The following is a 23,909-nucleotide window of genomic DNA, read 5'->3' as shown; positions in this document are numbered from 1 at the left end:
ACGTGCAGAGAGGTGCGAGAGATGCGCTGTGTACTCACCTATGGAAATTCTGCTGGTTAAACAAACCACGTTTGCTAAGATAATCCTTCTGGCGACGGGAACTTGCTGTAATTTTCGAGCGTAGAATCGGCAACCGGCGAACCGATAGCTACTGAAACAGCCATCAGGCGGGGGACTTCTTGTTAGCGAGAGCGGTCGCTCACGCTGCCACCAGCCGGCCAATGAGCGCCGCCCCGGCGGCGCTCAGGCACTCACCCCTGGTGGATCGTACACCTCCTCACGGTCCAGCATATGATACATTGAAACCAGCAGTTTCCGGGCGGTTGCTACGATCGCTGTTTTCGAGTTCTTCTTTCGAGCCAACCGGTTGTAGAACCGGCTGAGGTACTCGTCTTCGCACGTATGAACCGCTGTGTACGACGCTTGAACGAGCAGCCACCGGACGCGTCCTGACCCTCGTTTCGAGATACTCCCCTCAAACCGCGAGTCGCCAGACTCGCGGATTATCGGGTTTAGTCCGACGTAACTTACGATCTCCTTGGCCCGGTCAAACCGGTCTATCTCTCCCAATTCCGCGTAAATCGTCAACGCTGTAAAGTAACTCACCCCGGGAATCGTCATCAGGAGCTGGGTCTCCTTCAGAGACCCAGCCCGCTCCTCGATCTCCGTTTCCAACGACTCAATTTGCTCAGTGAGTGTCTGAATGAGCTCCAGATACGACTCCAGCAACGCGTCCCACGGTGCCGGGAGCGAGAGTTCCGTCAGGAACTCTCGTCCCTCCACACTCAGCGGTTTCACCTCCTGAGTGATCCCGTGGTCACTCAACAAGCCATGGATCTTGTTCGCGTACTCGGTCCGGTTCTCGACGAGCTTCTGGCGCCCGCGCACAAGTGTGCGGGCTTGCCGAACCTCATCGGTTGGAACGTAGCTTTCAGGAATCGATCCTAACCGAACCATCCGAGCGAGTTGTTTCGCGTCGACGCGGTCAGTTTTCTTGTCCGAGTCGGAGATCAACTTCAATTCGCCTGGATTGGCGACAGTCACATCCAGATACTCTGAAAGAGTATCATGGATATGGTAGTAATTGCTGGTCGCTTCAAGCGCGGCTTTGGACCCAGCGTACTGCTGGGCAAAGTCGTCGAGGTTCGCGTTTTCGACGCGAACCTCTTCGACGATCTCACCGTTTTCGTCCAATACTGCGATTTGTGAGTACCGCTTGTGTACGTCGATTCCAATGAACATTGGACTCACCTTGGAACGCCGGTGCGTGAAACGGAGATTCACCTATACGGGCTTTCCCGACTGCCGCCAGGAGCGGCAGTCGGGCTGTGATGCCCAGGACTCGGCTTCCTACGCACTCGGACCAGTCAGCACCACGTGCTCTCAGGCACGGAATACAGCTCGGTCTCTTGCGTCCCATACTTGTTTCACGCTCTCATGGGATAGCAGAATTTCCATCGAGTCAGCACGCTATTTGTATCAACAACTGCGGATTTCAACAGAGTGAGACACAGATATCTGAGGTGAAGCAATAATATATGCTTTGCTGCCGAAAGGGGACACATGACAAAACGATCTGGGCCGTCGGACGATCCAGCAGCGCAGTGGAGTGCAGACCGGACGACGTTTCAACGGATATACGACGTTCTCGTGGGGACCACGAACACTGCTTCCGCACAACAGTTCGCGGAGTGGGCGGACTGTTCCGAAAACGGCGCTCGCCAGGCGCTCGAACAGCTCGTCGAGATGGGGATTGCAGAGCGAGCGACGGCGCGACCGGCACTGTACCGACGAAATCCGTCGTACTTCCGATGGAAGCGCGTGGAGACGCTTGCACGTGAACACAACACGAGTGACCTTCGGGCTCGTCTCGAGGAACTCCTCGAAGCAGACCAGGGATTTCAGGAGAAATACGGTGTCCCCGATCCAGACGCCGTCGTCGTCGCTGATGATCCAGACGAGAGTCACGAAGAACTTCACGATCGGTGGGAAGACCTTACGGAATGGCGGACGACCCGGCGAGATATTACGCTCCTGAAACGCGCCGTCCAGCGAGCCGAGTCGTCCAACAATGATCGAGCACGGGTTTGAGCTGTGACCGAACGAGAAGAAGCCCCGAGTGGGCCACTCGACGTCCCGACACTCGAGGTGCTTGCACGGCGTGCGACCACGCATCCGCTCGTTTCGGACTGGGACTTTCGACCCGATACGATATCACCACGCGTTCTCGAACTCCGGGTAGATAGGGAACAGTATCCAGTCGACGTGAGCGGTGTTCGAGTCGACGTCCGGTGGTTCGTCGGCGGTGACTACACCGTTCACTATCTCGAGTATCGCGAGGACGAAACCTGGCAGTGTCAATGGGGCCGTCATCCAAAGCCAGACGCACCCCGAGAACACTTCCATCCGCCGCCGGATGCTGCTTCACCTGCGGAACCGTCGCCACTCGAGTCGAACCACCATCTCGGCGTCTTGTTCGACGTTCTCGAGTGGGTGGAAAAGCGGGTTCAGCAGTTACACAGGTCCGATAGCCACTCGTAGTGTTTGTCTGCAATAGGTTCCTATTCTAAACATTGTTTAATAGTATCCTATCTAAGATAGTATTAGACAGGTGCCTATTGAACCGACTGTCCGTCCCTGCAGGTCCGCCACGAGTACGACGGAAACGAACGTGGACCTCGAGGGCGACCAGACGCGACGTCGCCGCCTCCATCACGACCGGCACCGTTAAGCGTAGCCATGGTGTCTTCTGTCACAGACTGATGACAGGAGAACGAATCGAGCGGACGGACCTCCCGGAGCCGCGATACGAGTTCGGGGGCGACGACCACGTCTTCGTCGAACTCGACGAGGCGATGAGTTTCGACGCCAACTTCCAGGCGATGGCGATCACCCAGCAGATCCGGGACCGCGACCTCGAGGGCGTCACCGAGATCTGTCCCGCCAACGCCTCGTACATGGTGCGGTTCGATCCCGACGTGATCCACCCCGAGACGATGGTCGACGAATTAAAAGAGATCGCCGCCGAGACCGACATCTCGGAGTACTCCTGGGAGACACGCATCGTCGAGGTGCCGGTGTTGTTCGACGACCCGTGGACTCACGAGACGCTCATGAACTTCCGGGATCGCCACCAGGACCCCGACGCGACGGACCTCGAGTACTCCGCGCGCATCAACGGCTTCGACTCCGTCGAGGCGTTTCTCGACGCGTTCGTCGGCGCGCCGCACATGGTGACGATGGTCGGCTTCGTCCCTGGCCTGCCGTGGTGTTTCCAGATGGTACCGAAGAGCGAACAGATGGAAGTTCCCAAGTACGTCCAGCCGCGGACCGACACGCCCAGCCGTGCTGTGGGCTTCGGCGGTGCGTTCTCGGTCGTCTATCCCGTCCAGGGGGCGGGCGGCTACCAGCTGTACGGCCGGACGCCGATCGAAGTGCTCGACATCGACCAGGAACTGCCCGCCTTCGAAGACTCGATGGTCTTTCCCAACCCCGGTGACATCCTGACCTACCGACGCATCGACCGCGAGGAGTACGACGCCATCCGCGAGGAAGTCGAAGCCGGCACCTACGAGTACACGATCGAAGACGTGGAGTTCACACCCGAGGAGTTCTTCGAAGCGCCACACGAGTACAACGAGCGGCTCATGGGGGTGCTCGCCGGATGATCGAAATTACGGACGGCGGCATCTCGACGACCGTCCAGGATCTCGGCCGATTCGGCCAGTACCACATCGGAATGCCTCCGTCGGGCGCGATGGACCAGTTCTCCCACGAGGTGGCCAACGCCCTCGTCGGCAACGACCCCGACGCGGCGACCCTCGAGATGACCTACGCGGGAGCGAACGTCCGATTCGAGGAGGACGCCGTCGTCGCGCTCGCCGGCGCAAAGATGCCCGCCCGCATCGATGGGGAGGCCGTCCCGATGCATGAGGCGGTTCGCGTCGAGGCTGGCCAGGAACTCGAGATGGAGTTTGCGACCGAGGGTGCACGCACCTACCTCGCCGTGACCGGCGGCATCGACGTTCCGGAAGTGATGGAGAGTCGCTCGACGTACACGCTGGTCGGCATCGGCGGCCACGAAGGGCGAACGCTCGAGGAAGGGGACGAACTCGCCGTCGCCGACAACGGGACAGATCTCGAGGCCGTCGTCGGGAACAGCGCTCCCGAGGAACACCTCCGGGACTTCACGACGGACAGCGTCCGCGTCGTCGTCGGCCTCTGTGACTACCGGCTAACGGACGAGAGCCGCGAGCGGCTATGTGACGTCGAGTGGACGGTGACGCCCGAAGCCGACCGCGTCGGCTACCGCCTCGAGGGGCCCGAACTCGAGTTCGTCGAACGCGAGCAGCCCTTCGGCGCGGGGACCGATCCGTCGAACGTGGTCGACGTCGGCTACCCGATCGGCTCCATCCAGCTCCCACAGAAGCCGATCGTCCTGATGCGCGACGCCGTGACCGGCGGCGGCTACGCCACCGTCGGAACCGTGATCAGCGCCGACCGCGACCTGCTCGCACAGCGACGCACCCACGAGAGCGTCACCTTCGACGCCGTGACCGTCGACGAGGCACTCGAGGTTCGCCAAGCGATCGAGGACGACCTCGAGGCGATCCGGGACGGACTCGAGCAGTAGCGTTCGGACGCCGATCCGAACTCGGACACCCACAGCACACCGAACTGTCGGCAGCCGTCACGTCGTAGGCGTCCTGCTGCATATCGGTAGTGCACTATCGAATAGTTACGAGTGGTTCTATACGGAAATAATGGTGGTGTCAGTCGTCAGCAGTATATGCCCCGTCACGTTTTCGAACGCTCTCAACACGCAAAATGCGCTCCTCATGCACTAGCCGACAGCCAACCCGATAGGTCCCTACTCGAAGCTTTTGGAATGGGGAATTGGTTAACGGTTCGAGGAAGTCAGCAGGCTCACGCCATTCTGAGGAGACAACGTCATCCAGTTTGGAGATGAGCCGCTCTTGCGTTTCTGGATCCAGCTGTGCAAACTGGTCTTCAGCTCGTGGCGAAAAAACCCACGACCAATCGTCGTCACTCCTCGTCGAGCCCATACTCTGCTTTGATCTCGTCACTCGAGCGAGCGTCTCCGTCATCAAACTGTGCCTCGCTAACTGCGAGGTCTTTCCAGAATCCAGCACCCTCGGGATGGTTTACTGACTCACGGAGTGCGTATCGGATGAACTCACTTCGGCTATTAAAACCTCGCTCGCGCCATGTCTCGTCGATCACTTCGCGAAACGACCGCGAAATGCGAAGATTGATTCGTTCGATCTCGGGGTCACCATTGTTAGCGCCAGCTTCCGACATACGCTTGTACGTACGTAGTGCACACACAAAACACTAGCGTCAACGGTCTGTCTAACGTCTCGCCGACATTATCGATGGCGATAAACGGTGTCTGCTTTCCCCACTACGATCAAAGATATGAACTCAGCACTGACTATCTCGTAGGCGAGTTCCACAAGTGAGAACTCGACAGATGTGGTGATAGCAGCCTGATTTTTGGCACGGAGGATTGACCACTTGGGATCTTCCTACGCTTTCGGCCGCTCAGTTTATTCATCACGACGAGGACAGGACAGTTCTCGGCGTTGACCTCGGCATCGTCAACATCGCCACCACGAGTACAGCGTACTTCGCATCGGGGAGAGAACTCAGGCACCGGCACCGGAAGTTCGAGCGGATTCGCGGCAACTTCAGCAGACCGGCACACAATCCGCCCATCGGACAATTCAGTAGATGAGCGGTAGGGAGTCACGGTATCTTCGTGACCAACTCCATCAAGTCGTAACCGGATTCTCGAAGAAGCACGGACACACGATTGCGAGTACATCGCGTTCGAGAAGCTAAAACACATTCGAGAACGTGCGCCGCCCGTCAAAGAGTTTCATCAGTGGGCGCACCGGCAACTTGTTGACCTCGTGGAGTACAAGGCTGAAGCCGAAGGGATTAGCGTCGAGTTTGTAAATCCGAAGAATACGAGCCGTCGGTGCCCCGAGTGTGGGCATACGAGCGAGGGGAACCGAGTGCGACAGGCGGAGTTTGAGTGTGAGTCGTGCGGTGCGACTCAGAATGCAGATTGCGTGGGTGCGAAGAATGTTGGGTGGCGGTACGTCCGTCGGAGCCTACAGTCGTCTCGGCGGACGGGCGACAGTCAACTCGCCCTGAAGTCAGGAACGGTGACGTCCTCAGGTTTCGTAGAAACCTGATGGGCTGTACGAGAGCTCGCTCTCGTGAACCCCAAACCGGGGATTTGTCCCGTCCGACTAACCGTCGGCAGAGGCCGAGTTCACTGACAAGCCCCACGCCACCGTGCGCGGGGCAGTTGACACGATCACGCAGCCTCTGCGCGCCAGAACTCGATCATGAAAACGTTATATGTTATGTAACTCGTTATATGAGGCATAACGAATGGACATTGAAGTGCGACTGCCGCTACCGGACGAGCAGATCTTCAGGTACGAGGCGATGGACGACATCCTCGAGATCCTCGCGCGGAACCCGACCGACGAGTTCGGGAACCGGGACTTACAAGAACTTACCGGATTCGGCGGCCCCAGCGTCTCGAAGGCACTCTCGCTGCTCGAGGCAATGGGATTGATCGTCAGGCGCGACGTTGGTAACAAGACGCTCTACCGGATCGACGAGCGACGGCTACACGAGGTCGACGATCCGTTGCTCGAGATCCCGCAGGCGGAGTTCCGGGAACCGCTCCGGCGATTCGCAGACCGAATAGACGAGGAGCTATCGTCCACCGTCGGGATCGTCTGTTTCGGGAGCGTGGCACGGGGAGAGGCCGACCGAGCGAGCGACGTCGATGTCTTCGTGCTCGTCGACGATGACGACGAGCTGGTTGCCGCGCGACGAACCGCCTCGGACGTCGCGCGTGATCTCGAGGAGGAACGGATCGACGGTCAGCGGTACGAGTTCGAGGTCTTCGTCGAGTCGCCCGAGAGCGCACGCAGGCGAGGGGAGGACCTACGGCCGATCTTCCAGGAAGGGATCGCCCTCTCGGAGAGCGAGACGCTCCGCCGGGTGAAGCGCGATCTCTTCGGAGATGTCGTCGAGTGACCTCGAAGGAACTCGAGGCGGCGCTCGGCGACGCGGAGGACGCGTTTCAGAAACCCGCGAATCCCGAGGTCGGACTCGAGCACGTCTCCGACCCCGCCGTCTTTCAGCTGCGGAAGGTGTGTCACCTCCTCGACGCTGCGGGCTTCCTGCTCGATCAGTCGTCCGTCGTCAGTTCGATCAGTTCCTGACCGGCCTCGATCTCCGCCTCGTCGTCGACCAGAATCTCGCTTACGGTCCCGCTCGAGGACGCCGTGACGTCGTGGAAGTTCTTCATCACGCCGACGAGGGCGACCGTCTCACCCTCGCTGACGTCGTCACCGACCTCGACGAACGGCGGATCGTCGGGATCGGGTCGTCGGTAAAACACGCCGGGCATCGGAGCCGTCAGGTATTCCGTCGCCATACCACGTGTGTCGGTGCCACGCTACTTAACCGTTGACGACGCGTGCTGGCGGTCAGTCGCTCACTCGAGTGTCGTCCACTCGCAAAGTCACTCGAGCGACGACGTCACCGAGACTACTCCGTTTCGGGGACGCGAACCGTGAGCACGGGTGCTGGCGCAGTCCGCAAGACGCGTTCGGTGACGCTACCGAGCATGAGCCGATCGAAGCCGTGTCGTCCGTGGGTCCCCATCACGAGGAGGTCGGCCTCGTGGTCCTGGGCGTGAGACCTGATCTCGCGGTAGGTCGAACCGAACGTCACCGTCGTCACGACGTCGTCGACGCCCGCGGTTCGTGCCTTCGCCGCCGCGTCGTCGACGATCGTCCGCGCGTATTCGGCGAACTGATCGGCCTGCAGGTCGGCGACGGCGTCGACGCCAGTGGCTCTCACGTCGACGACCGACAGGAGGTGAAGCGTCGCGTCGTGTCGGGTCGCGATCTCGATCCCGTGTTCTAAGGCCGCCACGGCGTGTTCGCTTCCGTCGATCGGCACGACGATCGTCTCGTAGGGATACTCCCGCCGGACGTCACTGCCCCTGCGGACGACGAGCACTGGAACGGTCGCGTTACGGACGACCGACTCCGTCACGCTCCCGAGCACGAACCGCTCGAGTCCCTGTCGCCCCTGCGTCCCCATGACGATTCCGTCGACGCCGCGGTCGGCGGCGTACTCGCAGATCGTCTCGTCGGGTTCGCCCTGCACGACCTCCTCGTCGACTGCCGCCCCAGCGGCGGTGACCCAGTCGCGGGCCGTCGTGACGATCTCCTCGTCTTCCTCGTCGGGCGGCGTCTCGGTCACGTGCAGTACGTGAACGGTCGCATCGTTCGCTGCCGCGATGGCTGCCGCGTACTCGAGGGCGGCGGTCGCGGGACCGCTTCCGTCCGTCGGCACGAGAATGTGATCGAACATGTTGTCATTTCACCCAACAGTTACTTACGACTGTCCCTCGAGCGGTTCGTCCGCTTGCCCTGCCCTCACGGAGCGCAGGCCTGCCTCGGGGCGATCAGTGTTCACGATCAGCCGGTAGTTCGCTCCCCGATAGTTCACCACGCTCGACACGTGTCACCGCGATCGTCAACCCTACGATACTGACGAATCCGATCAGACCGCCGATCATCGTCACCGGGGTCAAGCCGCCCTGAAAGACGCTCACGACGATGATGACAGCTCCGACGAGAACGCCGATCACCGGGACGCCAAACGCGAACGACTCGCTGTCCATACCGAATGGACTCGTTCCAGCGAGGTATAGCTCTCACAGGATTTCCTGATAAGTTCACGAATCTGATCGCTGTCTATCCCACATCGGTCACTCGCAGCTCTACAGCGCTCACGCCACGGAGAAGACGATCGAAGACCCAAACTGCCGGTCCCAGCCCCATTTCGACGATACTGTTACCAGGGAATAAAATCTGTATTTCCCATATTTACAACTTCGCAGAAACTTCAATTCACCAATAGAATTAATACCAATGTTATCTATTATCACAGTTGGCTATGTTAAATGGAACACGACGAACGTTCCTCAAGGTGAGCGGAAGCCTCCTCGGTGGAATTGCGGTCGGAAGTTCGGTCGTTGCAGCGACGTCGACAAGCCGATTCCTCGTCGACGCCAAGGCGACCTCGAGAACGAAGGCCGAAGCGGCAGGCCTGGACGTCGTTCACGATCTTCGTGAGATCGACCTGCTGGTCGTAAATGGAGCAGAAGCAGACGTCCGGTCGCTGAACACAACGTACGCTCCGGACACGACGTACTCGCTGAATCGCCCTCTCAGCGACCAGACGCCGATCGCAGCCAGCGCAACCGACGAGCCGGGATACGAGTATCAATGGGATAAGCAGGCCCAGAACATTCCAGCGGCTCACGAAATCACTCGCGGAGACGAAACTCGAGTAGCGGTCATCGACACAGGAGTCGCTGCCGGGCATCCAGATCTCGAGCACGCAGTGAACGAGGACCTGTCTCGGAACTTCACTGACGACGGATACGGTGCTGGTGGTCCCTTTGGTGGGTACCACGGGACTCACGTCGCCGGAATCATCGCCGCAGACGATCAAAACGAAGGGGGCGTCGTCGGTACTGCGCCCGCGACGGAGGTCGTCGACTGTCGAGTGTTCTCGCCGGAGTCACTGGCGTCGTTCGCGGACATCCTCGCGGCCATCGTCTACAGCGTCCGCATCGACGTCGACGTGGCCAACATGAGTCTTGGAGCGTATCCGGTCTCGCGCAAGGCACAGGGGCAATTGTACGGCAAGATGCTCAATCGGACCACGACCTACGCCAATAGCAACGGGACGTTGCTCGTCGCAGCCGCGGGCAACGACAGTACGGATCTCCAGCACGATGGACGTATCTGCACGGACTTCGACGGCGACGGCACGGAGGAGTGTGCCCCTGCGGTCAGTCTTCCGAACGAGGCGGCGAACGTCGTGTCCGTCAGCGCTACTGGACCGATTGGGTACCAGTGGGGCGACGAGGGGCTCGAAGAGGGCTTCTACAGTCCAGCGTTCTACACCAACTATGGAACGAACGCCATCGACGTCGCTGCACCCGGTGGAAATGCCGACCTCGACGCGATCGACACCGGCGTCCCGTGGTATCTCGACCTCGTATACAACACGATCGCCATGCCCGAGTACGCCGATGACGGGACCTACGAGGGGGCAACCTACGGCTATGATTGGATCGCTGGAACGTCGATGGCCTGTCCACAGGTCGTGGGGGCTGCTGCACTCGTAAAGAGCCAGAACCCCGACTTCAACGCGAATCAGGTACGTCAAACGTTGAAGAACACTGCCGAGACGGTCGAAGAGTACGACAAGACGTACTACGGATCGGGCTTCCTGAATCCGGCTGCAGCCGTCGAGCAGTGACCCGTCCACCCGACTTCGATTACGGCTGAAACGATTTTTTAGAGGCTGTAGACAATTGGAACAGGCACGTATTTGGAGTCGACACATCCGAACAATAGTCGCACATTATACAATAGGTGCAATAGTCAACAGAGGTTACTATTTCGATTCACACGACGTCGTAATGACTGTCGCTCGGAGCTAGACCATTGCTGTCGGAAGATCAATCGCGCAGTTTTTCGTAATCCGCTATTAGTAGTGTCTGTCCGAACATCAGAAGCTCGATCCCCTCTACGCTGACGGGAATTGACACCCTGCCATCGCGCTGCCAAGCGCTGCACTACTTCCAAGAAGGACCTGTCGCCTGGTAGCCGACGACTTGTCGTTTGCCATCGAGTCAATGGTTCAAAATAATTAGTAAATATATTTATATTATATTACTATTAGGGTCGTAACTGTGCATAACAGTATATAATTCTTTCAACCACATCGTCAAAGTGGGAAGTCCCAACCCCAACGAGTGAGCACCAAGTGCGAGTAGGGCGGAGTAGTTCACCTTGTGGATTAACTGAGCGATCAGTGCCAGTGATGGATATTTCTCTAGTCGAGTGCGTCGGGATCGACTTGGTCGAGTGGATCTTCAATATCACCGATGATCGTCTCCAAGAGGTCAGTTACGGTCACCAGTCCAACGACTCCGCCATCTTCGATGACGAGGGCGAGTTCTTGCTGTTCAGTTTGGAACTGATCGATCGCATCGCTAACGTCCGTATCGGGAGAGAGTGTCATCGTCGGTGCTGCTAGCCCGGAGAAATCGAGGTTGCCGGTTGCCAGTTGTTCACGGTGTCTCAGCAGGATCGGAGTATAGACAATGCCACGGAAATCGGTCAGCTCATCGCCAATCAGTGGATACCGTGTGTGGGGGTGCTCTTCCATTTTCTGGAAGTTCGACTCGGGATCGTCTGTAGTAGATAACGATACTATTTCGTCAGCCGGGATCATGACCTCACTGAGCGACTGCTCGCCGATTGTCAAGGCGTTCATAATCTCCTCGCGGCGTTCGTCGGGCAGGCCACCCTCCTCGAGCACCGATCCAAGCCGGGTCCGGAGATCAGCTCGAGTCTCGATAACTTCCCGTTCGGTCTCCGTCCACGCCTGGGTCATCTCGATGCCGAACAAACCGAGTGTCGCCTTTGCGATCCAGTCACCGAATTTGATTGCCGGGGCGAGTATCTTGGCGAACCAGTACAGCGGCCGTGATCCGTAGCGGGCGACCTGTTTGGAGCGTTCGACGCCGAGGTACGTCGGAGTCTGTTCGCCGTGCGTGAGGTGGACGAGGTTGATGATCAAAAACCCAAGTAGTGATCCGGCTCCGGCCGATGCGAGTGTGGTGTTCTCGAACAGGGGTGAGAACAAGGCTGCCAGTCCGGGCTCGGCGATAATCCCCAATGCGATACTCGTCGCGGAAATCCAGACCTGGCAGGTCGTCAAATAAAACTCCAAGTCGTTAGTCATCTCCCACGCGAGTTCAAGCCCCGGCGTGTTGAACTCCGACTCGGGATACTGGCGGGTACGCGTCAACGCGAATTCGATCGCGACGAAAAACGCGTTTACTCCGATAAGTATGATTCCACCGAGAATCCGTAAGCCGATTTCGAGCGGTTCCATTGTCGGGCGTTACTAACCGACGACAGAAATAATGTCTGCTATAACTGTTTTCCGGGGCTCTAGTCAACTGCCCCGCGCACAATGGCGCGGGGCTTATCGGTGGACGTACCGCGTCGTACCCGAAGAGCGTTCGGGCGTTCACGGGTCTGCATCCCCGATTCTGGGGCCGGTTGACTGCGGCCCGTGATCGGCGACAGCTGTTGGCCGCCGACCACGTACCACTAATGTGGAATGTCACTCACTTCAACCCTCCGAGGAGGCAGCGCGTGTTGGCTTCCTTCCCGCCCACGGTGGGGCGGGAGATCCGCCTCGCTACCTAGTTTGAATCCGTCGACGGCGTCGAGGTAAGTCATTAGAACGATCGCCAATTCCGTGAAATCGTGCTTGCCGCAGCAGTCTACAACGTTGAACAAGCTGTCAAACAATGAATCCTGTTGCCCTCTGCGGATTCAACAACCAGGTGTCTGAGAATGAATCCGTACCGTCCGTCACAGTCCAGTGACTGTGAGCAATTCAGGCGCAAACGACGTTCGTCGCGCGGGGACCCTTGGGGGCCTGCTCGATATCGAAATCGATGTTCTGTCCCTCTTCGAGGGTCGGGCCGCCAACGTCCACCATGTGAAAGAAAACGCCCTCGTCCGAATCCTCAGTCGAAATAAACCGTAGCCACCAGTGTCGTTGAAGAAATCAACCTTATCGTTCCCTATTACAAACAAATGTTCCTTCGAACGACGTGTAAGGGTCCCGAGGATCACGCTACCACGATCCGTCATTATCTATCGGAGCACGTGCGTGCCATCATCAGTCGAAGCTGAGCGCTCGGCGTTGTACGAACATTGATTGGCCTTGCCCTCCTACGTGGCGCATGGCCGAGTTTCCAGACGAGCGACAGCTCGTACTACGAGCACGATCCCACTTGGAGCAATGGACGAATAGTGCCCGGACGGCGGCATATACTGAACTGTTCGACAGTGACGAGCCGATCCTCACCGCGGACGAACTCCGACTCCTCGATACCCTCGATTCTGAACTGGAACGACACGGGGGCGATGGTGTCTGGGGGACCGACCAGTACGGAATCCACACGGCAGGGACCTCGAGTTCGGATACCTCACTCGGGGTGGTCTGCGTGTATCACCCACAGATTACCATAGACTCCGCCCTTCGTGGAGCAGACGTACTCGACGACGAGACCGAAGAACGGCTCAACGCCGCACTCTGGAGATACAGCGAGCGCGTCGCGACGCTCATCGAAGCCGAACTCGACGAGTTCATTCGTCAAACTCAATGATTTCCGTTTCATACGATATTTTTCGGCCACTCGCACGTTATTACGGTTACTTCACGGAATCCCTACGCCTATAAGATCTGCTCGAGGAATCACAGGCGTGAGCTACCACACCGTTATCTGAATCGAGCGCCTAGTGGGAGAGATGACAGATGACAAACAGAGCCGAGACGAGAAAGACGGTGAGCAAGGACCACGCCAGTCAGATCGAAAGGTAGAGAAAACACGCGACCGCACTCGTGAAGACCAAGCGATGAGTGGTGACCCTAGTGGGCAGCTCGGTGACCTCGGTGAAGCCCTCGAAACCCACGACTATCCAACCACGACGGATGAATTGGTTGCGGCCTATGGCGACTATGAGATCGAAACTCAGGGTGGGACGGAATCCCTCGAGGAAGTGCTTGCTCCCACTGATAACCAAACGTACGACTCCGCCGATGATGTTCAAGGCCGAATACTGGGACTGATACACCGGTGACAAATCGGCTCTCGGGTGCGCGAATCTCAGTCTGGTGGCTGTCGCGCTTGGGGCACTCATACAGACAGTTACGGTCCAGCCTGTGATATCCCCAAACATTGCCGTACCTACGGGAACACCTGGAACACCACGGTCACGATCCCAAGACGGCGATATCTCTCGTTGGAATGTACATTATCTCCGACACAGCCAGTGAACCGCCTCGGGGTCAGGTGGTTCGAGACGCGAAGCGTCTCGTCACTGAGCGAAGTCGAAGGCTTCGCGAGGTCTGCGAACGCGTTGCGTTCGCCCGATCACGGAAGTCGGAGATTTCTGTACGACCCCGAGGCACCCGGCCTGCTCCGCCTTTGACCTCCTCCCACGACTGAAGTCCTGTCTCTTACCCACAAGTTGCGCTACCAGTCTGCGAGCGATCCATCGGAGAGTGGCGATCGAGATACCAGTATTTAGCGCCTTTCGCCGGGTGAAATCCGTAATTGTGGATCCGAACGCAGTCGACTCGAGTACTACGCTCCGTACCGAGCATCGATCTCGTCTCTCTTCCTGTGGGTCTCAGCTCGTGCTCGCCCGCCTCGAGAGCCTCCGAAACGCCGCTTTCGCGAGACTCCGACGTATGGGTAAGAGACAGGACTAAAGTCGTGGGCTCTCTCCTGCGTTCTCTGTAGATATCTATCCGATTACCCGCCAAGCCACCAGCCATAGAGCTGTGCCCGCTCGTCAGTGTCTGAATGCTTCTTCGAGTGGCCGTAGGTCTTCCCCTTGAGCAGCTGACGTTCGACCGCGTTCGCGGCAAGTCGAAGGGCGTGAGAGGCACCGTAGCCCTCCCCATCGGCCGTGAAGTAGCCGCGGTCGGTGACCAGTCGGATTCGTGCGAGCACCAGCGGCACACCCCGACTCTGTTCCTTGTGCTCCTGCAGTTCGATACTGGCCTTGATTACGGTCATCTCACCGTACTTCGAGGTCATGTTCTCGATCAGCGCGGAAACGTCGTCGTAGTTCATCCCCTCGAGCAGGTCGAGTCCGAACACCTGCACGGCGTTCCGGTCATCGCGCTCCCAGGTAAGCGCCTCGATGACGTCCGTCTTCGTGATGATACCGATCGGCTCGTCGGCGTCGTCGGCCGTGACGACGAGCGAGGAGACCTCCCGCTCGAACATCGTCTCGACGACCTCGTCGAGCGGTGCGCTTCGCTCGACCGTCGCGACTGCGTCGGATATCAGGTTCCGTACCGGCAGATCGAGCATCCGGTCGGCATCGCCCTCGCGCGCGCCGAACCCGCCACGGTTCTGTCCCCCGCCACCGCGGCCACCGAAGCCACTCGACGACCCGCCCTGACTCTTGCTGCCGCCCCGCGTCGTGAAGTCGATGACGTCGTACAGGCTTAGCATTCCCACGAGGTCGTCCCCGTCGACGACCGGGAGGTGAGCGATACCGGCTTCTCGAAGCATATTGAGCGCTTTCCCGATCGTGGTTTCAGGAGTCGCACTGATCAACTTCGCCGTGTAGGCGTCGTCGACGGTCACCGCGTCGAGAAACGGACGGACGGCCTCGAGGACCGCATCGCCGGTCACTACGCCGACGACACAGTCGTCGTCGAGTACGGGGAGCGTTTTGGCGTCGCTGCCGATCATGAGTCGCGCAACCTCACGGACGTCTTCGGTGCGAGCGACGGCCGGGACGTGCTGTGCCTGTGAGCCGACCTTCGCCGAGGGCTGGTTGGACGAGGAGGCGAGCTGTCGACGACTGACGACACCGCGGTACTCGTCGCCGTCCGTCACGACGACGGCATCGAGTTCCTGGTTCTCGAACGCCCCGACGACCTTCGAGAGCGGGGTTCCGATGTCGAACTCGGTGAACTCCGTCGAGAGAATCTCAGAGATATCCATGGGGTAACTCTCTAGTGAGAGGGGCGCTGGACAGTTATACCTGTGCCACCCCTGTTCTTGAAGCCGGAGAGATATCGAGAACGGGTTATAGAGATGCGAGGAGAATACCTCCGCCGTTAGGCGGAGGATGAATCCGACAACTCGAATGCAATCCACGCCGCAATACTCCCGTCCGAGATTTCTAATCCATCCCTTGAAGTGACAGGCGACCAATCATAGAAGTAGGAATCGGTCGGGAACGGGGCGATTCCCGCCAGTCCTACGATGGCGGCCTGCCCGCCCCAAGCAATAAGACAGTAATCGGAACCAGTCAGGTGGACGGTCGGTTCCTATACTGAACCGATGCAGTGCCCGACTGCTGCAAGCACCACGGAAAGTAACTCCGAGTCCGTTGACGCCCACTCGGCCCTCGCCGGGCAAAAACAACCACGAGGGTCGAACGCGGCACGAGGATAGGAGTACCGGGGGTTTGGCACTCCCAGCAGTCCCACTCGCCACAGTCCATGAACCCCACACGGATTCGCACCGTGTCGGGGTTCGGTGGGACTGCAAACCTGAAATCTCCAACGCTCAGGATTCCTCCGCCTTCAGGCGGAGGAGGATGTCAATTAGTCGGCGATCGGTTGCGCGTTCTCCCGGGCGAATAGGTCGAGTATGATTTTCGCTCCCCCGAGGACCACGGGGCCGATGAACAGGCCAATCGCTCCAAACACGACGAGTCCCCCGAAAATTCCCACCACGATGGTTGCCGCATTGATCGCCCCGCTCCGGCCGATGATTACTGGTCGAAGGTAGATGTCGGAGACGCTAATTATCGAACCATACACCAGTATCGCGCTCGCTGCCACGGGCCGTCCGACCAGAAGAAGATAGATCGAAACCGGCACCCAGACACCGAACGTGCCGATTAGCGGGAGCAGCGTGAGGACGAAGGTCGCGACGGTCAGGAAGACGACCCCGGACATACCAACGAGTGCTAGTCCGATCCCTAACAGCACGGCTTGGATACCCGCGACAGCGACGTTACCCACGACGGAGGCCCACATGAGGTGGTCGAGTTCTACGAACAGTTCTCGCTGTACACGATCGTCGACGGGGACGACCGATTCCAGCCACGCGACGAACTGTTCGCCGTCGCGTAACAGTGCGAAGAGGACGAAACCTGTCACGGTGAGCCCAATCAGCACACCTGGGAGGCCGCCGATGACGGAGAGTGTGCCAGTGGCGAGTCGCTGCGCGGTCTGCGTGATAGGACCCTGATAGGTCGCGTACAACAGGTCGAGGTCGACGACGAATCCGATGGTTTCGAATCGGTCCTCGATACGGCCCGGGCTGAACGCTCCCTCCTGGATTGCGGTGAAGAGCGCCAGGCCCTGCTGAAAAGCGATAGCGAGGACGTATACGACCGGAATGAAAAATACGACTATCGACATCGCAATGGTGGCGACCGCTGCCGTCGCCGAGCTCAGCCATTGCTCGAGTCTCCGTTGTACGGGTGTGAGAACGTATGCGAGTACGATCGCGAGCAAGACGTATTGCAAGTATGTGAAGACGAGCAGTACGGCGAGCGCCGTGCTTACCACTGCGAAGATTGTCAGTGCATTCCTGTGCGAAGACTGCTGTGGCGGCTCGCTCTTCTTCGTCATATACACCTTTTCGACGGAGTTTCTTATGATTTCCGTGCCCGTGTCCCCGCGATTCTTCACGTCAGTGGCCAGGCCGATTTCTCGATGACGGGTCTGAGATTTCCGGATGGACATGCCCAGATGTCAACTGCCCCGCGCACGGTGGGGCGGGGAATCCTCCTCGCTACCTAGTTTGAAGCAATTTTTCAGATGGTGTCTACAGGATCGATAAGCGCATATGGACAATATTCATACATTGGAAAATAGCTACAATAGTCAGTAGAGGTAGCTATCGCTAATCTTCTGCGACGTAGAGGTCGTCGCTCGAGCAAGACAATCGCTGTCGAAAGGAGAGACTGCGCTTTCTGAGGACAGGGATACTTCCGTATCGGCGACACGCATCATGGAACCGAGACGCCCCATCTGCTCACGGGCGCTTCACATCCGTTCGCATGGTCCGTGAGACCGGAGGCTTCACTTCACGCTCCCCTCACGGAGCGACAGGCGACAGCAGAGAGCAGGTGGGGCAGTTCACGGGAGAATCGTCGTCCGGGCCACGTACTCGAGGCCAGCGATACCGAGGATTATCGCCAGCGGGACCAGCCAGAACATGCCGTAGATGGCGAGTGGGCTATCGGCCGTCCCACCGACCTCGACGGCGATTGCATATCCAGCGATACCGAGGAACGCGACCAGTGGGGAGAGGTAGCCGTACTCGACGAGAAGGTACACGGGCAGGCCCGCAAGCAGGAGGTGGCCCAAACCAATCCAGAGTGCGTAGAGGGCGACCTGTCCGGTCGTGTCCGCGGCGAACTCGTAGCCACCGCGACGTGCGAGAGCGTAGAGTGCCAGGAGGTAGATCACTCCGGCGACGAGCGCGGCCAGTACCGAGTGCTGCTGACTCGAGGAAAGAAGCGGGAGACGTGTCATGAGTGCGTTTTCGGACGTGTGGTTGCGGTCGATGTGCCGTCAGTGTCGTGTGCTGTCGAAAGTGAGATTTCGCGTGCTATCCCGTGAGTGCTGATTGGTTGTGGAATTGATATAGTCCTTGGGTACTCACTCGTAGATCACGCCGACATTTCCGTCGTGGGTCTCCCACCTGGTTCCGCCCCCGAACACGTACTCCGAAGAGCGATTCCACGACTCCCAGTCGTTCATCGCCTCGTCTCGAGCATCGTTGAAGTACCACGGATCGTCACCGATGAGATTGTGATCCAGCGGATCACGGTGGGCGTTGCCGATGACCTGAATCGAGTCGGTCGAAGAGTCGACGCTCACGTCGTAGACCCGAATGTGCCACTGTCGCGTGTAGTAGATCTCCTTGTAGATGTGTTCGTCCTGTGCCTGCGCCTGTCCGTCGTACAGGATATACCGGCTCCCGCTGCCAGGCATCGTCCAGTGTTCTTGCCAGTCCCGATTTTCCATATACGACTGGAGCTGTGACGCAGTCTTGTCGACGGAGGTCCCCCAGGCGACGTTGATCGGTCCAGTTCGCTCGTAGATATCCTGGTCCTCAGCGCCCGACGCCGATTCGTAGACGTACTTCGGGCCGTCGTAGTACTGGGTCTGAGTGCGCACCTCATCGGTTCCGTCGGTCTCCGCCGGTTTCTCGGCCTCCAGGTGGTCCTCGAGCGTACCCACCACGAGTTCGTCGCGATACTGTCGCGTAAACGGCCGGTCGGGATCGGTGTACTTTTCGGGAATGGCCTCGCGTGGAACCGGTTCCGGTTCGTAGGTGAGTACTGGCCCGCCAAAGCGGCGCTTGAACGTGGGGCTGATCGCTCGTTTCTCGAGGTAGAAGTGCTCGTCGTCGTCGCTGGGACGAAATCGTTTGATTACCGTCGCTTCGGCAGTCGTCGGACCGACGTCGTCGCCGTCGCCATCGTCGTCGGACGCAGCAGCACCGATTCCAGCACACCCGATCAGCGCTGCGAGCGTCCCGCCAGTGGTCCGAAGGAGTCCTCTGCGTGTTCTATTCCCATCTGCGAAGTTATTGTCGTCGACCATAGTCGACAGTTACAACTAGTTCGGATAGTATAAAATTCAAACCATTAACACAACGGTGAACGAGAAAGTACTATCGATCCATCAATAGACGTCTGAACTGTCGATAGGGATCGAGAGAGGTGTCGTCGGGAGGATCGAGGAATGAAATACGCACGTGAGTAGTTCGGGCTATCGGCAATCGCAACTCTCGATCAGGGAGCGAGCCTGGCCAAAAAACGGTTTAGGGCGGAGAGGATCTCAAGGGAGAACGCAGACGCTCGCAGGATCGATCGAAATCGAGACCGAGTCTCCACGGCTGTACTCCACGTTCCCGTCCACTCGCAGCGTCACCGTACGTTCGTCTGGCAGTGCGACAACGAGTTCCGTCCGGTCGCCCAGATAGGTGGCTTGCTCGACTGTCGCCTCGAGCGGTCCGCCGAGTTCGAGCGATTCGGGCCGAACGACGACCTGGACGGAACCGGTGGCGTCGAACGATCCCGGGAGTTCGACGACGCCGAGGTCGAGTCGGCCGTCTCGGACCGTCCCCTCGAGAACGTTGGAGGTGCCGATGAAGTCGGCGACGAACGCGTTTTCGGGCCGTTCGTAGACCGCCGACGGCGTCCCGACTTGCTCGAGGCGGCCACCGTTGAGAACGGCGATGCGGTCGCACATCGCCATCGCCTCGGTCTGGTCGTGCGTGACGTACAGGGCAGTCACGCCGAGGTCCGCGAGCAGGTCGGCGATTTCGATCCGGAGTCTCTCTTTGAGCGCGGCGTCGAGTCCAGTCATCGGTTCGTCGAGCAAGAGGACGTGGGGTTCGATCGCCAGCGCTCGAGCGAGACCGACGCGCTGTTGCTGGCCGCCCGAGAGCGTCGCCGGCCGTCGATCGGCCAGGTCGGCAATGCCGAGCATCTCGAGCAGTTCGTCGGCGCGAGCACGACGTTGGTCGGCCGGCACGTCTCGCATCTTGAGGCCGAAGGCGACGTTCTCGCGGACGCTCATCGTGTCGAACAGGGCGTACGACTGAAAGACGAGCCCGACGTTCCGTTGCTCGGGCGGGACGTGCGTGACGACCTGATCGTCGAAACGGACGTCTCCCGCCGTCGGCGTCTCGAATCCGGCGATGGTACGCAGGGTCGTCGTCTTTCCACAGCCCGAGGGACCGACGATGCCGAGAATCTCGCCATCCCGGATCGTCAGATCGAGCCCGTCGACCGCGGTTTCCGAGCCGTATCGTTTCGTGATTGACTCGAGGGTGACGGTGCTCACCGACGATCACCCCCGAGAGATTCGGTGCTGCCGTCTCGAGTGTGGGTGTTCATTCGGTTTCGATACGCGACGTGTGCTGTGTGTCCGTCCATAGTCACTCTCGTACGGTCGTAAAGCCGCGGTTACCGATCGTTTGCAGGACCAGAATGGCCGCCACGACGATCAGAAAATAAATCGAGATGGCGGCCGCAGACTGGAGGTACGGGGCGTTCGAGATGTTCCGAAACAGAAACAGCGAGAACGGCTCCGGATCACCCGTATGAACCATGTAGGTGAAGTTGAACTCCGCCGCAGCGAGCGTCCACGTGATAATACAGCCGGCGAGGATTCCCCGCTTGGCGTGCGGAAAAATCACCGTCAGGAGCGCCCGCGGCCACGACGCCCCGAGCGATCGAGCGCTTTCCTCGAGGCGTCGTAAGTCCATCGACTGGAACGAACTCTGGACGGTGAGCACCATGTATGGCGATTTGAGCAGACAGTAACCGACGACGAGTCCGAGTGCCGACCCGCCGCGTTCGGGATAGGTCCGGAGAAACGCGATGCCGAGGATTACACCCGGGACGAGGGGCAGAATCGCCAGCGTATTCACCCAGTCGCGAGCGTAGAACTCGTATCGCGACAGCGCGTAGGCGACTGGCACGCCGATGAGGACGTTCAGGAGCATCCCAGCTGTCGCGATACCAACGCTGAAGGTGAGTCCGGGAATCGCGTTGGCACGTACGCCGTACTCGCCGAACCCAAGCACGTACCGCCAGTGCTCGAGCGTCACGAATCCGGTCGGTAGTGCGCCCGTCGCGGTGCGAGCGAACGACGAGACGAACGTCGTCACGATCGGCACGACCAGAACGAAAAGCGCCAGCAAGAGGACGCCGACGACGACGGGCCGACCGAGAAGCGTCGATAGTGGCCGCCGATTGGCCACCTGAAACGCCGTCTCCCGTTCGAGAGCGGCTCCTGTGTCGACATCGTCGTCTGCGGACGGCTCGACCTCCTGGCTCTCACCTCCCGTCGTCGAATCGTCCCTCGAGGGCGAGGTACGTGGTGTCGTCATGTTAGATCGCCACCTGCTCCGCCCGGACGAAGCGCAGGCCGATGAACGTGAACGCGATCAGGAACGCAACGTAGACGACCCCGATAGCACCCGCGATCTGACTGTTGAAGCCGACGGCGAGTTCGCGGTCGATTCGCAAGGTCACGACGACGAACCCGCCCTGGAGGATCAGCACAGTGCCGAAGATCGCCAGCGCGGACCGAAAGACCAGAATCGCGGCGGCAACGATTCCCGGACGTATCTCGGGGAGCGTCACGTGACGAAACGTCTCGAACGGGCTCGCGCCGAGTGACCGGGCGGCCTCCTCGGCGTCGGTGTTGACCTCGGCGTAGGTCCCGCGGAGGATCATCGTAGCACGCGGAATCAGGGAGTAGACGTACCCGAGAAAGAGGCCGCCGATCGTCGTGGCCGTCGCCAGGTCGATCGTGCTCTGCCCGCTGAAGAACGCGACCGTCTGGGTCAAAAGACCCTGTCTGCCCAGTAAGACGACGACCATAAACGCGACGACGATTCCCGGCAGCGCGATCGGGAACGACACTGCCGCGACGATCACGCGCTCGAACGGAAGCGAGTACTTCTCGAGGGCGTGAGCGACGGCGACGCCGATCGCCACGCTGACCAGCGTTGCGGCCGCCGCGAACCAGAGTGTGTTGAAGCCGATCCACCAGTAGGTCCGATCGGTCGCCAGCGTCTCCCAGGCGTCCACGGACCACCCCTCGTTGAACAGCCGTTCCTCCGAGAGACTCATCCGGAGCATCGTCGCCAGCGGCACGAATCCGGCGAAGATTGCCAGGGCGAAAAACGGAATCGTCATGATCGCGATCCGTCGCCGTTCGCGCTCTCGCTCGGTCGTCGGGAAGACGACGGTGTGAACGCTCGACAGCGCCTGACGGATCGAATCACCGATCGACAGTCGCACTGACATGAGCTTCTACTGGGCACCTGGTAGCGGCGTGCGATCCGTGAGTTCGTTCTGTATCGACGCCTGTTTGGAGACGAGTTCCTCCTGGTCGAGGGCAAACTCCGCGTCGTCGTAGGCCGACTGGTCGGGGAACTCGTCGGGTTGATCGAGCTCGCTCGCTCGAATCGGGCGAACGTACGCGTCGAAGAACTTTTTTTGCCCGTCGAGGCTGAGAACGTAATCCATGAACAGCTTTGCCGCCTCGGGGTTTGGCGCGCCCTCGAGCAGGGCGTAGCCGTAGGGGACGTTCATCGCACCCTCCTCGCCGTTCGGGCCAGTCAAGATAGCCACGTCGAGTTGATCCGCTCCGATTTCGTCGACGTTGTACTTCATGTTCAGCCCCGAGTAATCGTACTCGACGACGGTCGAAATCTCCCCGCTGGTCACGTCGCCCTCGATGTTTCGACGGAAGTCCGCCCCGTGCTCGGCGATTTCCTCGTGATACTCGATGACTGGGTCGAGGTTATCCAGATCGCCACCGTAGGCTCGGTTCACCGAGAGCGCCGAGGCCAGTCCGTTGGCTGTATGTGGTGGTGTGAACGCGAGATCCTGTGCGATGTCAGGATGCTTGAGATCGTCCCAGGTCTCCGGCGCGTCGAGTCCGCGTTCTTCGTACACGTCAGTTCGATACGTCACGGCCGTCGTCATCTGTCGGGTGGCGGTCACGTGCCCGTTATCGGTTTTGAGGGCATCCGGGACTGTATCCCAGTTTTTCGGCTTGTAATCAGTCGTGAGTCCGTCGTTCATCGCCTCGAGGTTGAACGAGTAGCCGCCGTTGAACGCCGAGTACGTTGGGTTTCGGGCGTTCGAGCGGGCGTCCTGTAGTGCCTCGCCGGAAGATCCCTGCGCATCGTACAGCGAGACGCCGTACTCCGATTCGAACTCCTCCATGACGGCGTCCCAGTTCGACCAACCAGTCTGGACGGCGTAGACGCGCAATTCCTCGGGAAAGTCAGCCGCGCTAACGGTCGTCTGATACTCACCGTAGCCGACCTCGTACTCGTCGCTGTCGCTAGTTCCACCGGTTCCATTCTCGCTGTTATTTTGATCGTCGCTCCCGAGGCATCCTGCCATCGCGCTGCCAAGCGCTGCACTACTTCCGAGAAGGACCTGTCGCCTGGTAGTCGACGAATTGTCGTTCGCCATCGGGTCAATAGTTTGAAAGAATTGGTAAAGATGTTGCTATGAAATCACTATCTAGATCTTAACTGAACATATCACTACATATTTCATCAAATATGTATGGCTGTTTACAGCCACGTTTTGAGACGGTATCCTTGTGACGGAAATCGCTAGTTGAATGAAAGGACTCGAACG

The 23,909-nt window shown here is 59.3% G+C and carries 23 protein-coding genes and 2 pseudogenes; 10 read left to right on the top strand and 15 right to left on the bottom strand.

Features of this window, described 5'->3' with window-relative positions:
• Window positions 1-243: 243 nt before the first annotated feature.
• On the bottom strand, window positions 244-1,242 hold the full coding sequence (locus tag MU558_RS21135; protein ID WP_246975298.1) for an IS110 family RNA-guided transposase: 999 nt from the start codon (window positions 1,240-1,242) through the stop codon (window positions 244-246).
• Window positions 1,243-1,563: 321 nt separating this feature from the next.
• Here MU558_RS21135 and MU558_RS21130 point away from each other — a divergent pair, with 321 nt between their 5' ends.
• The 4 genes from MU558_RS21130 to MU558_RS21115 all read left to right on the top strand — a co-directional run bounded on the left by MU558_RS21130 (window position 1,564) and on the right by MU558_RS21115 (window position 4,633).
• Window positions 1,564-2,091 carry a DUF7342 family protein gene (locus MU558_RS21130; protein ID WP_246975296.1) on the top strand — a complete coding sequence of 176 codons (528 nt, stop codon included), beginning with the start codon at window positions 1,564-1,566 and terminating at the stop codon, window positions 2,089-2,091.
• Window positions 2,092-2,094: 3 nt separating this feature from the next.
• On the top strand, window positions 2,095-2,541 hold the full coding sequence (locus MU558_RS21125; protein ID WP_246975294.1) for a toxin-antitoxin system TumE family protein: 447 nt from the start codon (window positions 2,095-2,097) through the stop codon (window positions 2,539-2,541).
• A gap of 221 nt (window positions 2,542-2,762) precedes the next feature.
• Entirely contained in the window at window positions 2,763-3,668 is a 906-nt protein-coding gene (locus MU558_RS21120) for a 5-oxoprolinase subunit B family protein (protein WP_246975292.1), read from the top strand.
• Window positions 3,665-4,633, top strand: a complete 969-nt coding sequence (locus MU558_RS21115) for a 5-oxoprolinase subunit C family protein (protein ID WP_246975290.1) — start codon at window positions 3,665-3,667, stop codon at window positions 4,631-4,633. The genes MU558_RS21120 and MU558_RS21115 overlap by 4 nt, the downstream gene beginning before the upstream one ends.
• A 413-nt stretch (window positions 4,634-5,046) precedes the next feature.
• Here the strand turns inward: MU558_RS21115 and MU558_RS21105 are convergent, their stop codons facing one another.
• Window positions 5,047-5,322, bottom strand: coding sequence for a ribbon-helix-helix domain-containing protein (locus MU558_RS21105; RefSeq protein ID WP_246975284.1), 276 nt, complete (start codon window positions 5,320-5,322; stop codon window positions 5,047-5,049).
• Between the two features lie 259 nt (window positions 5,323-5,581).
• Here MU558_RS21105 and MU558_RS21100 point away from each other — a divergent pair.
• The 3 genes and pseudogenes from MU558_RS21100 to MU558_RS21090 all read left to right on the top strand — a co-directional run.
• A pseudogene (locus MU558_RS21100) lies at window positions 5,582-6,224 on the top strand (RNA-guided endonuclease InsQ/TnpB family protein); the annotation flags it as partial.
• 202 nt (window positions 6,225-6,426) lie between these two features.
• Window positions 6,427-7,086, top strand: a complete 660-nt coding sequence (locus tag MU558_RS21095; protein WP_246975282.1) for an ArsR/SmtB family transcription factor — start codon at window positions 6,427-6,429, stop codon at window positions 7,084-7,086.
• Complete coding sequence (locus MU558_RS21090) at window positions 7,083-7,274, top strand: DUF8154 family protein (protein WP_246975280.1); 192 nt, start codon at window positions 7,083-7,085, stop codon at window positions 7,272-7,274. Before MU558_RS21095 ends, MU558_RS21090 begins: the two co-directional genes overlap by 4 nt.
• On the opposite strand, the gene MU558_RS21085 is transcribed toward MU558_RS21090, so the two are convergent.
• The 3 genes from MU558_RS21085 to MU558_RS21075 all read right to left on the bottom strand — a co-directional run bounded on the left by MU558_RS21085 (window position 7,241) and on the right by MU558_RS21075 (window position 8,749).
• The gene (locus MU558_RS21085; RefSeq protein WP_246975278.1) at window positions 7,241-7,489 is read right to left on the bottom strand and encodes an acetyl-CoA carboxylase; all 249 of its coding nucleotides are present in this window, start codon (window positions 7,487-7,489) and stop codon (window positions 7,241-7,243) included. The two genes, MU558_RS21090 and MU558_RS21085, sit on opposite strands and share 34 nt — an antisense overlap.
• Window positions 7,490-7,602: 113 nt before the next feature.
• A complete protein-coding gene (locus tag MU558_RS21080) occupies window positions 7,603-8,436 on the bottom strand; it encodes a universal stress protein (protein ID WP_246975277.1) in 834 nt (277 codons plus the stop codon).
• A 94-nt stretch (window positions 8,437-8,530) separates the two neighbouring features.
• On the bottom strand, window positions 8,531-8,749 hold the full coding sequence (locus MU558_RS21075; protein ID WP_246975275.1) for a hypothetical protein: 219 nt from the start codon (window positions 8,747-8,749) through the stop codon (window positions 8,531-8,533).
• Between the two features lie 308 nt (window positions 8,750-9,057).
• Between MU558_RS21075 and MU558_RS21070 the strand changes: the two genes are divergently transcribed.
• Window positions 9,058-10,401 carry a S8 family peptidase gene (locus tag MU558_RS21070; protein ID WP_322987051.1) on the top strand — a complete coding sequence of 448 codons (1,344 nt, stop codon included), beginning with the start codon at window positions 9,058-9,060 and terminating at the stop codon, window positions 10,399-10,401.
• A 579-nt stretch (window positions 10,402-10,980) separates the two neighbouring features.
• Here the strand turns inward: MU558_RS21070 and MU558_RS21065 are convergent.
• Together MU558_RS21065 and MU558_RS21060 are read right to left on the bottom strand one after the other, a co-directional pair.
• Window positions 10,981-12,048: a hemolysin family protein gene (locus tag MU558_RS21065; RefSeq protein ID WP_246975271.1), complete on the bottom strand. Its 1,068-nt coding sequence runs from the start codon at window positions 12,046-12,048 to the stop codon at window positions 10,981-10,983.
• A 513-nt stretch (window positions 12,049-12,561) separates the two neighbouring features.
• Window positions 12,562-12,755, bottom strand: a pseudogene (locus MU558_RS21060) (cold-shock protein).
• 158 nt (window positions 12,756-12,913) lie between these two features.
• On the opposite strand from MU558_RS21060, the gene MU558_RS21055 reads away from it, so the two are divergent.
• A complete protein-coding gene (locus tag MU558_RS21055; protein WP_246975269.1) occupies window positions 12,914-13,339 on the top strand; it encodes a DUF7539 family protein in 426 nt (141 codons plus the stop codon).
• 142 nt (window positions 13,340-13,481) lie between these two features.
• Window positions 13,482-13,814 (top strand): DUF5789 family protein, encoded by a 333-nt coding sequence (locus MU558_RS21050; RefSeq protein WP_246975266.1) that lies wholly within the window; start codon window positions 13,482-13,484, stop codon window positions 13,812-13,814.
• Window positions 13,815-14,491: 677 nt separating this feature from the next.
• On the opposite strand, the gene MU558_RS21045 is transcribed toward MU558_RS21050, so the two are convergent.
• From MU558_RS21045 to MU558_RS21010, 8 genes are all read right to left on the bottom strand, one after another.
• Window positions 14,492-15,700 carry a CBS domain-containing protein gene (locus MU558_RS21045; protein WP_246975264.1) on the bottom strand — a complete coding sequence of 403 codons (1,209 nt, stop codon included), beginning with the start codon at window positions 15,698-15,700 and terminating at the stop codon, window positions 14,492-14,494.
• A gap of 608 nt (window positions 15,701-16,308) precedes the next feature.
• Window positions 16,309-17,460 carry an AI-2E family transporter gene (locus MU558_RS21040; protein WP_246975262.1) on the bottom strand — a complete coding sequence of 384 codons (1,152 nt, stop codon included), beginning with the start codon at window positions 17,458-17,460 and terminating at the stop codon, window positions 16,309-16,311.
• A gap of 396 nt (window positions 17,461-17,856) precedes the next feature.
• Window positions 17,857-18,255, bottom strand: coding sequence for a hypothetical protein (locus tag MU558_RS21035; protein WP_246975260.1), 399 nt, complete (start codon window positions 18,253-18,255; stop codon window positions 17,857-17,859).
• Window positions 18,256-18,381: 126 nt separating this feature from the next.
• The gene (locus MU558_RS21030) at window positions 18,382-19,332 is read right to left on the bottom strand and encodes a hypothetical protein (protein ID WP_246975258.1); all 951 of its coding nucleotides are present in this window, start codon (window positions 19,330-19,332) and stop codon (window positions 18,382-18,384) included.
• Window positions 19,333-19,569: 237 nt separating this feature from the next.
• Complete coding sequence (locus MU558_RS21025) at window positions 19,570-20,580, bottom strand: ABC transporter ATP-binding protein (RefSeq protein WP_246975256.1); 1,011 nt, start codon at window positions 20,578-20,580, stop codon at window positions 19,570-19,572.
• Between the two features lie 94 nt (window positions 20,581-20,674).
• On the bottom strand, window positions 20,675-21,631 hold the full coding sequence (locus MU558_RS21020; RefSeq protein ID WP_246975254.1) for an ABC transporter permease: 957 nt from the start codon (window positions 21,629-21,631) through the stop codon (window positions 20,675-20,677).
• A gap of 1 nt (window position 21,632) precedes the next feature.
• Entirely contained in the window at window positions 21,633-22,556 is a 924-nt protein-coding gene (locus MU558_RS21015; RefSeq protein ID WP_246975252.1) for an ABC transporter permease, read from the bottom strand.
• Between the two features lie 6 nt (window positions 22,557-22,562).
• A complete protein-coding gene (locus tag MU558_RS21010; RefSeq protein ID WP_246975251.1) occupies window positions 22,563-23,738 on the bottom strand; it encodes an extracellular solute-binding protein in 1,176 nt (391 codons plus the stop codon).
• Window positions 23,739-23,909: the final 171 nt, after the last annotated feature.

Source organism: Natribaculum luteum (genome assembly GCF_023008545.1).
Taxonomy (GTDB): Archaea; Halobacteriota; Halobacteria; order Halobacteriales; family Natrialbaceae; genus Natribaculum; species Natribaculum luteum.
Note: the sequence above shows the minus strand (reverse complement) of the source record. Positions and strands in the feature narration are given on the sequence as shown.

Bases quoted from the DNA above. Each gene is read 5' to 3' on its own strand.
- MU558_RS21020 (WP_246975254.1), bottom strand. From the start codon at position 21,631: ATGACGACACCACGTACCTCGCCCTCGAGGGACGATTCGACGACGGGA.
- MU558_RS21010 (WP_246975251.1), bottom strand. From the start codon at position 23,738: ATGGCGAACGACAATTCGTCGACTACCAGGCGACAGGTCCTTCTCGGA.
- MU558_RS21115 (WP_246975290.1), top strand. From the start codon at position 3,665: ATGATCGAAATTACGGACGGCGGCATCTCGACGACCGTCCAGGATCTC.
- MU558_RS21075 (WP_246975275.1), bottom strand. From the start codon at position 8,749: ATGGACAGCGAGTCGTTCGCGTTTGGCGTCCCGGTGATCGGCGTTCTC.
- MU558_RS21055 (WP_246975269.1), top strand. From the start codon at position 12,914: ATGGCCGAGTTTCCAGACGAGCGACAGCTCGTACTACGAGCACGATCC.
- MU558_RS21065 (WP_246975271.1), bottom strand. From the start codon at position 12,048: ATGGAACCGCTCGAAATCGGCTTACGGATTCTCGGTGGAATCATACTT.
- MU558_RS21095 (WP_246975282.1), top strand. From the start codon at position 6,427: ATGGACATTGAAGTGCGACTGCCGCTACCGGACGAGCAGATCTTCAGG.
- MU558_RS21045 (WP_246975264.1), bottom strand. From the start codon at position 15,700: ATGGATATCTCTGAGATTCTCTCGACGGAGTTCACCGAGTTCGACATC.
- MU558_RS21105 (WP_246975284.1), bottom strand. From the start codon at position 5,322: ATGTCGGAAGCTGGCGCTAACAATGGTGACCCCGAGATCGAACGAATC.
- MU558_RS21080 (WP_246975277.1), bottom strand. From the start codon at position 8,436: ATGTTCGATCACATTCTCGTGCCGACGGACGGAAGCGGTCCCGCGACC.
- MU558_RS21040 (WP_246975262.1), bottom strand. From the start codon at position 17,460: ATGTCCATCCGGAAATCTCAGACCCGTCATCGAGAAATCGGCCTGGCC.
- MU558_RS21035 (WP_246975260.1), bottom strand. From the start codon at position 18,255: ATGACACGTCTCCCGCTTCTTTCCTCGAGTCAGCAGCACTCGGTACTG.
- MU558_RS21120 (WP_246975292.1), top strand. From the start codon at position 2,763: ATGACAGGAGAACGAATCGAGCGGACGGACCTCCCGGAGCCGCGATAC.
- MU558_RS21085 (WP_246975278.1), bottom strand. From the start codon at position 7,489: ATGGCGACGGAATACCTGACGGCTCCGATGCCCGGCGTGTTTTACCGA.
- MU558_RS21030 (WP_246975258.1), bottom strand. From the start codon at position 19,332: ATGGTCGACGACAATAACTTCGCAGATGGGAATAGAACACGCAGAGGA.
- MU558_RS21130 (WP_246975296.1), top strand. From the start codon at position 1,564: ATGACAAAACGATCTGGGCCGTCGGACGATCCAGCAGCGCAGTGGAGT.
- MU558_RS21015 (WP_246975252.1), bottom strand. From the start codon at position 22,556: ATGTCAGTGCGACTGTCGATCGGTGATTCGATCCGTCAGGCGCTGTCG.
- MU558_RS21050 (WP_246975266.1), top strand. From the start codon at position 13,482: ATGACAGATGACAAACAGAGCCGAGACGAGAAAGACGGTGAGCAAGGA.
- MU558_RS21135 (WP_246975298.1), bottom strand. From the start codon at position 1,242: ATGTTCATTGGAATCGACGTACACAAGCGGTACTCACAAATCGCAGTA.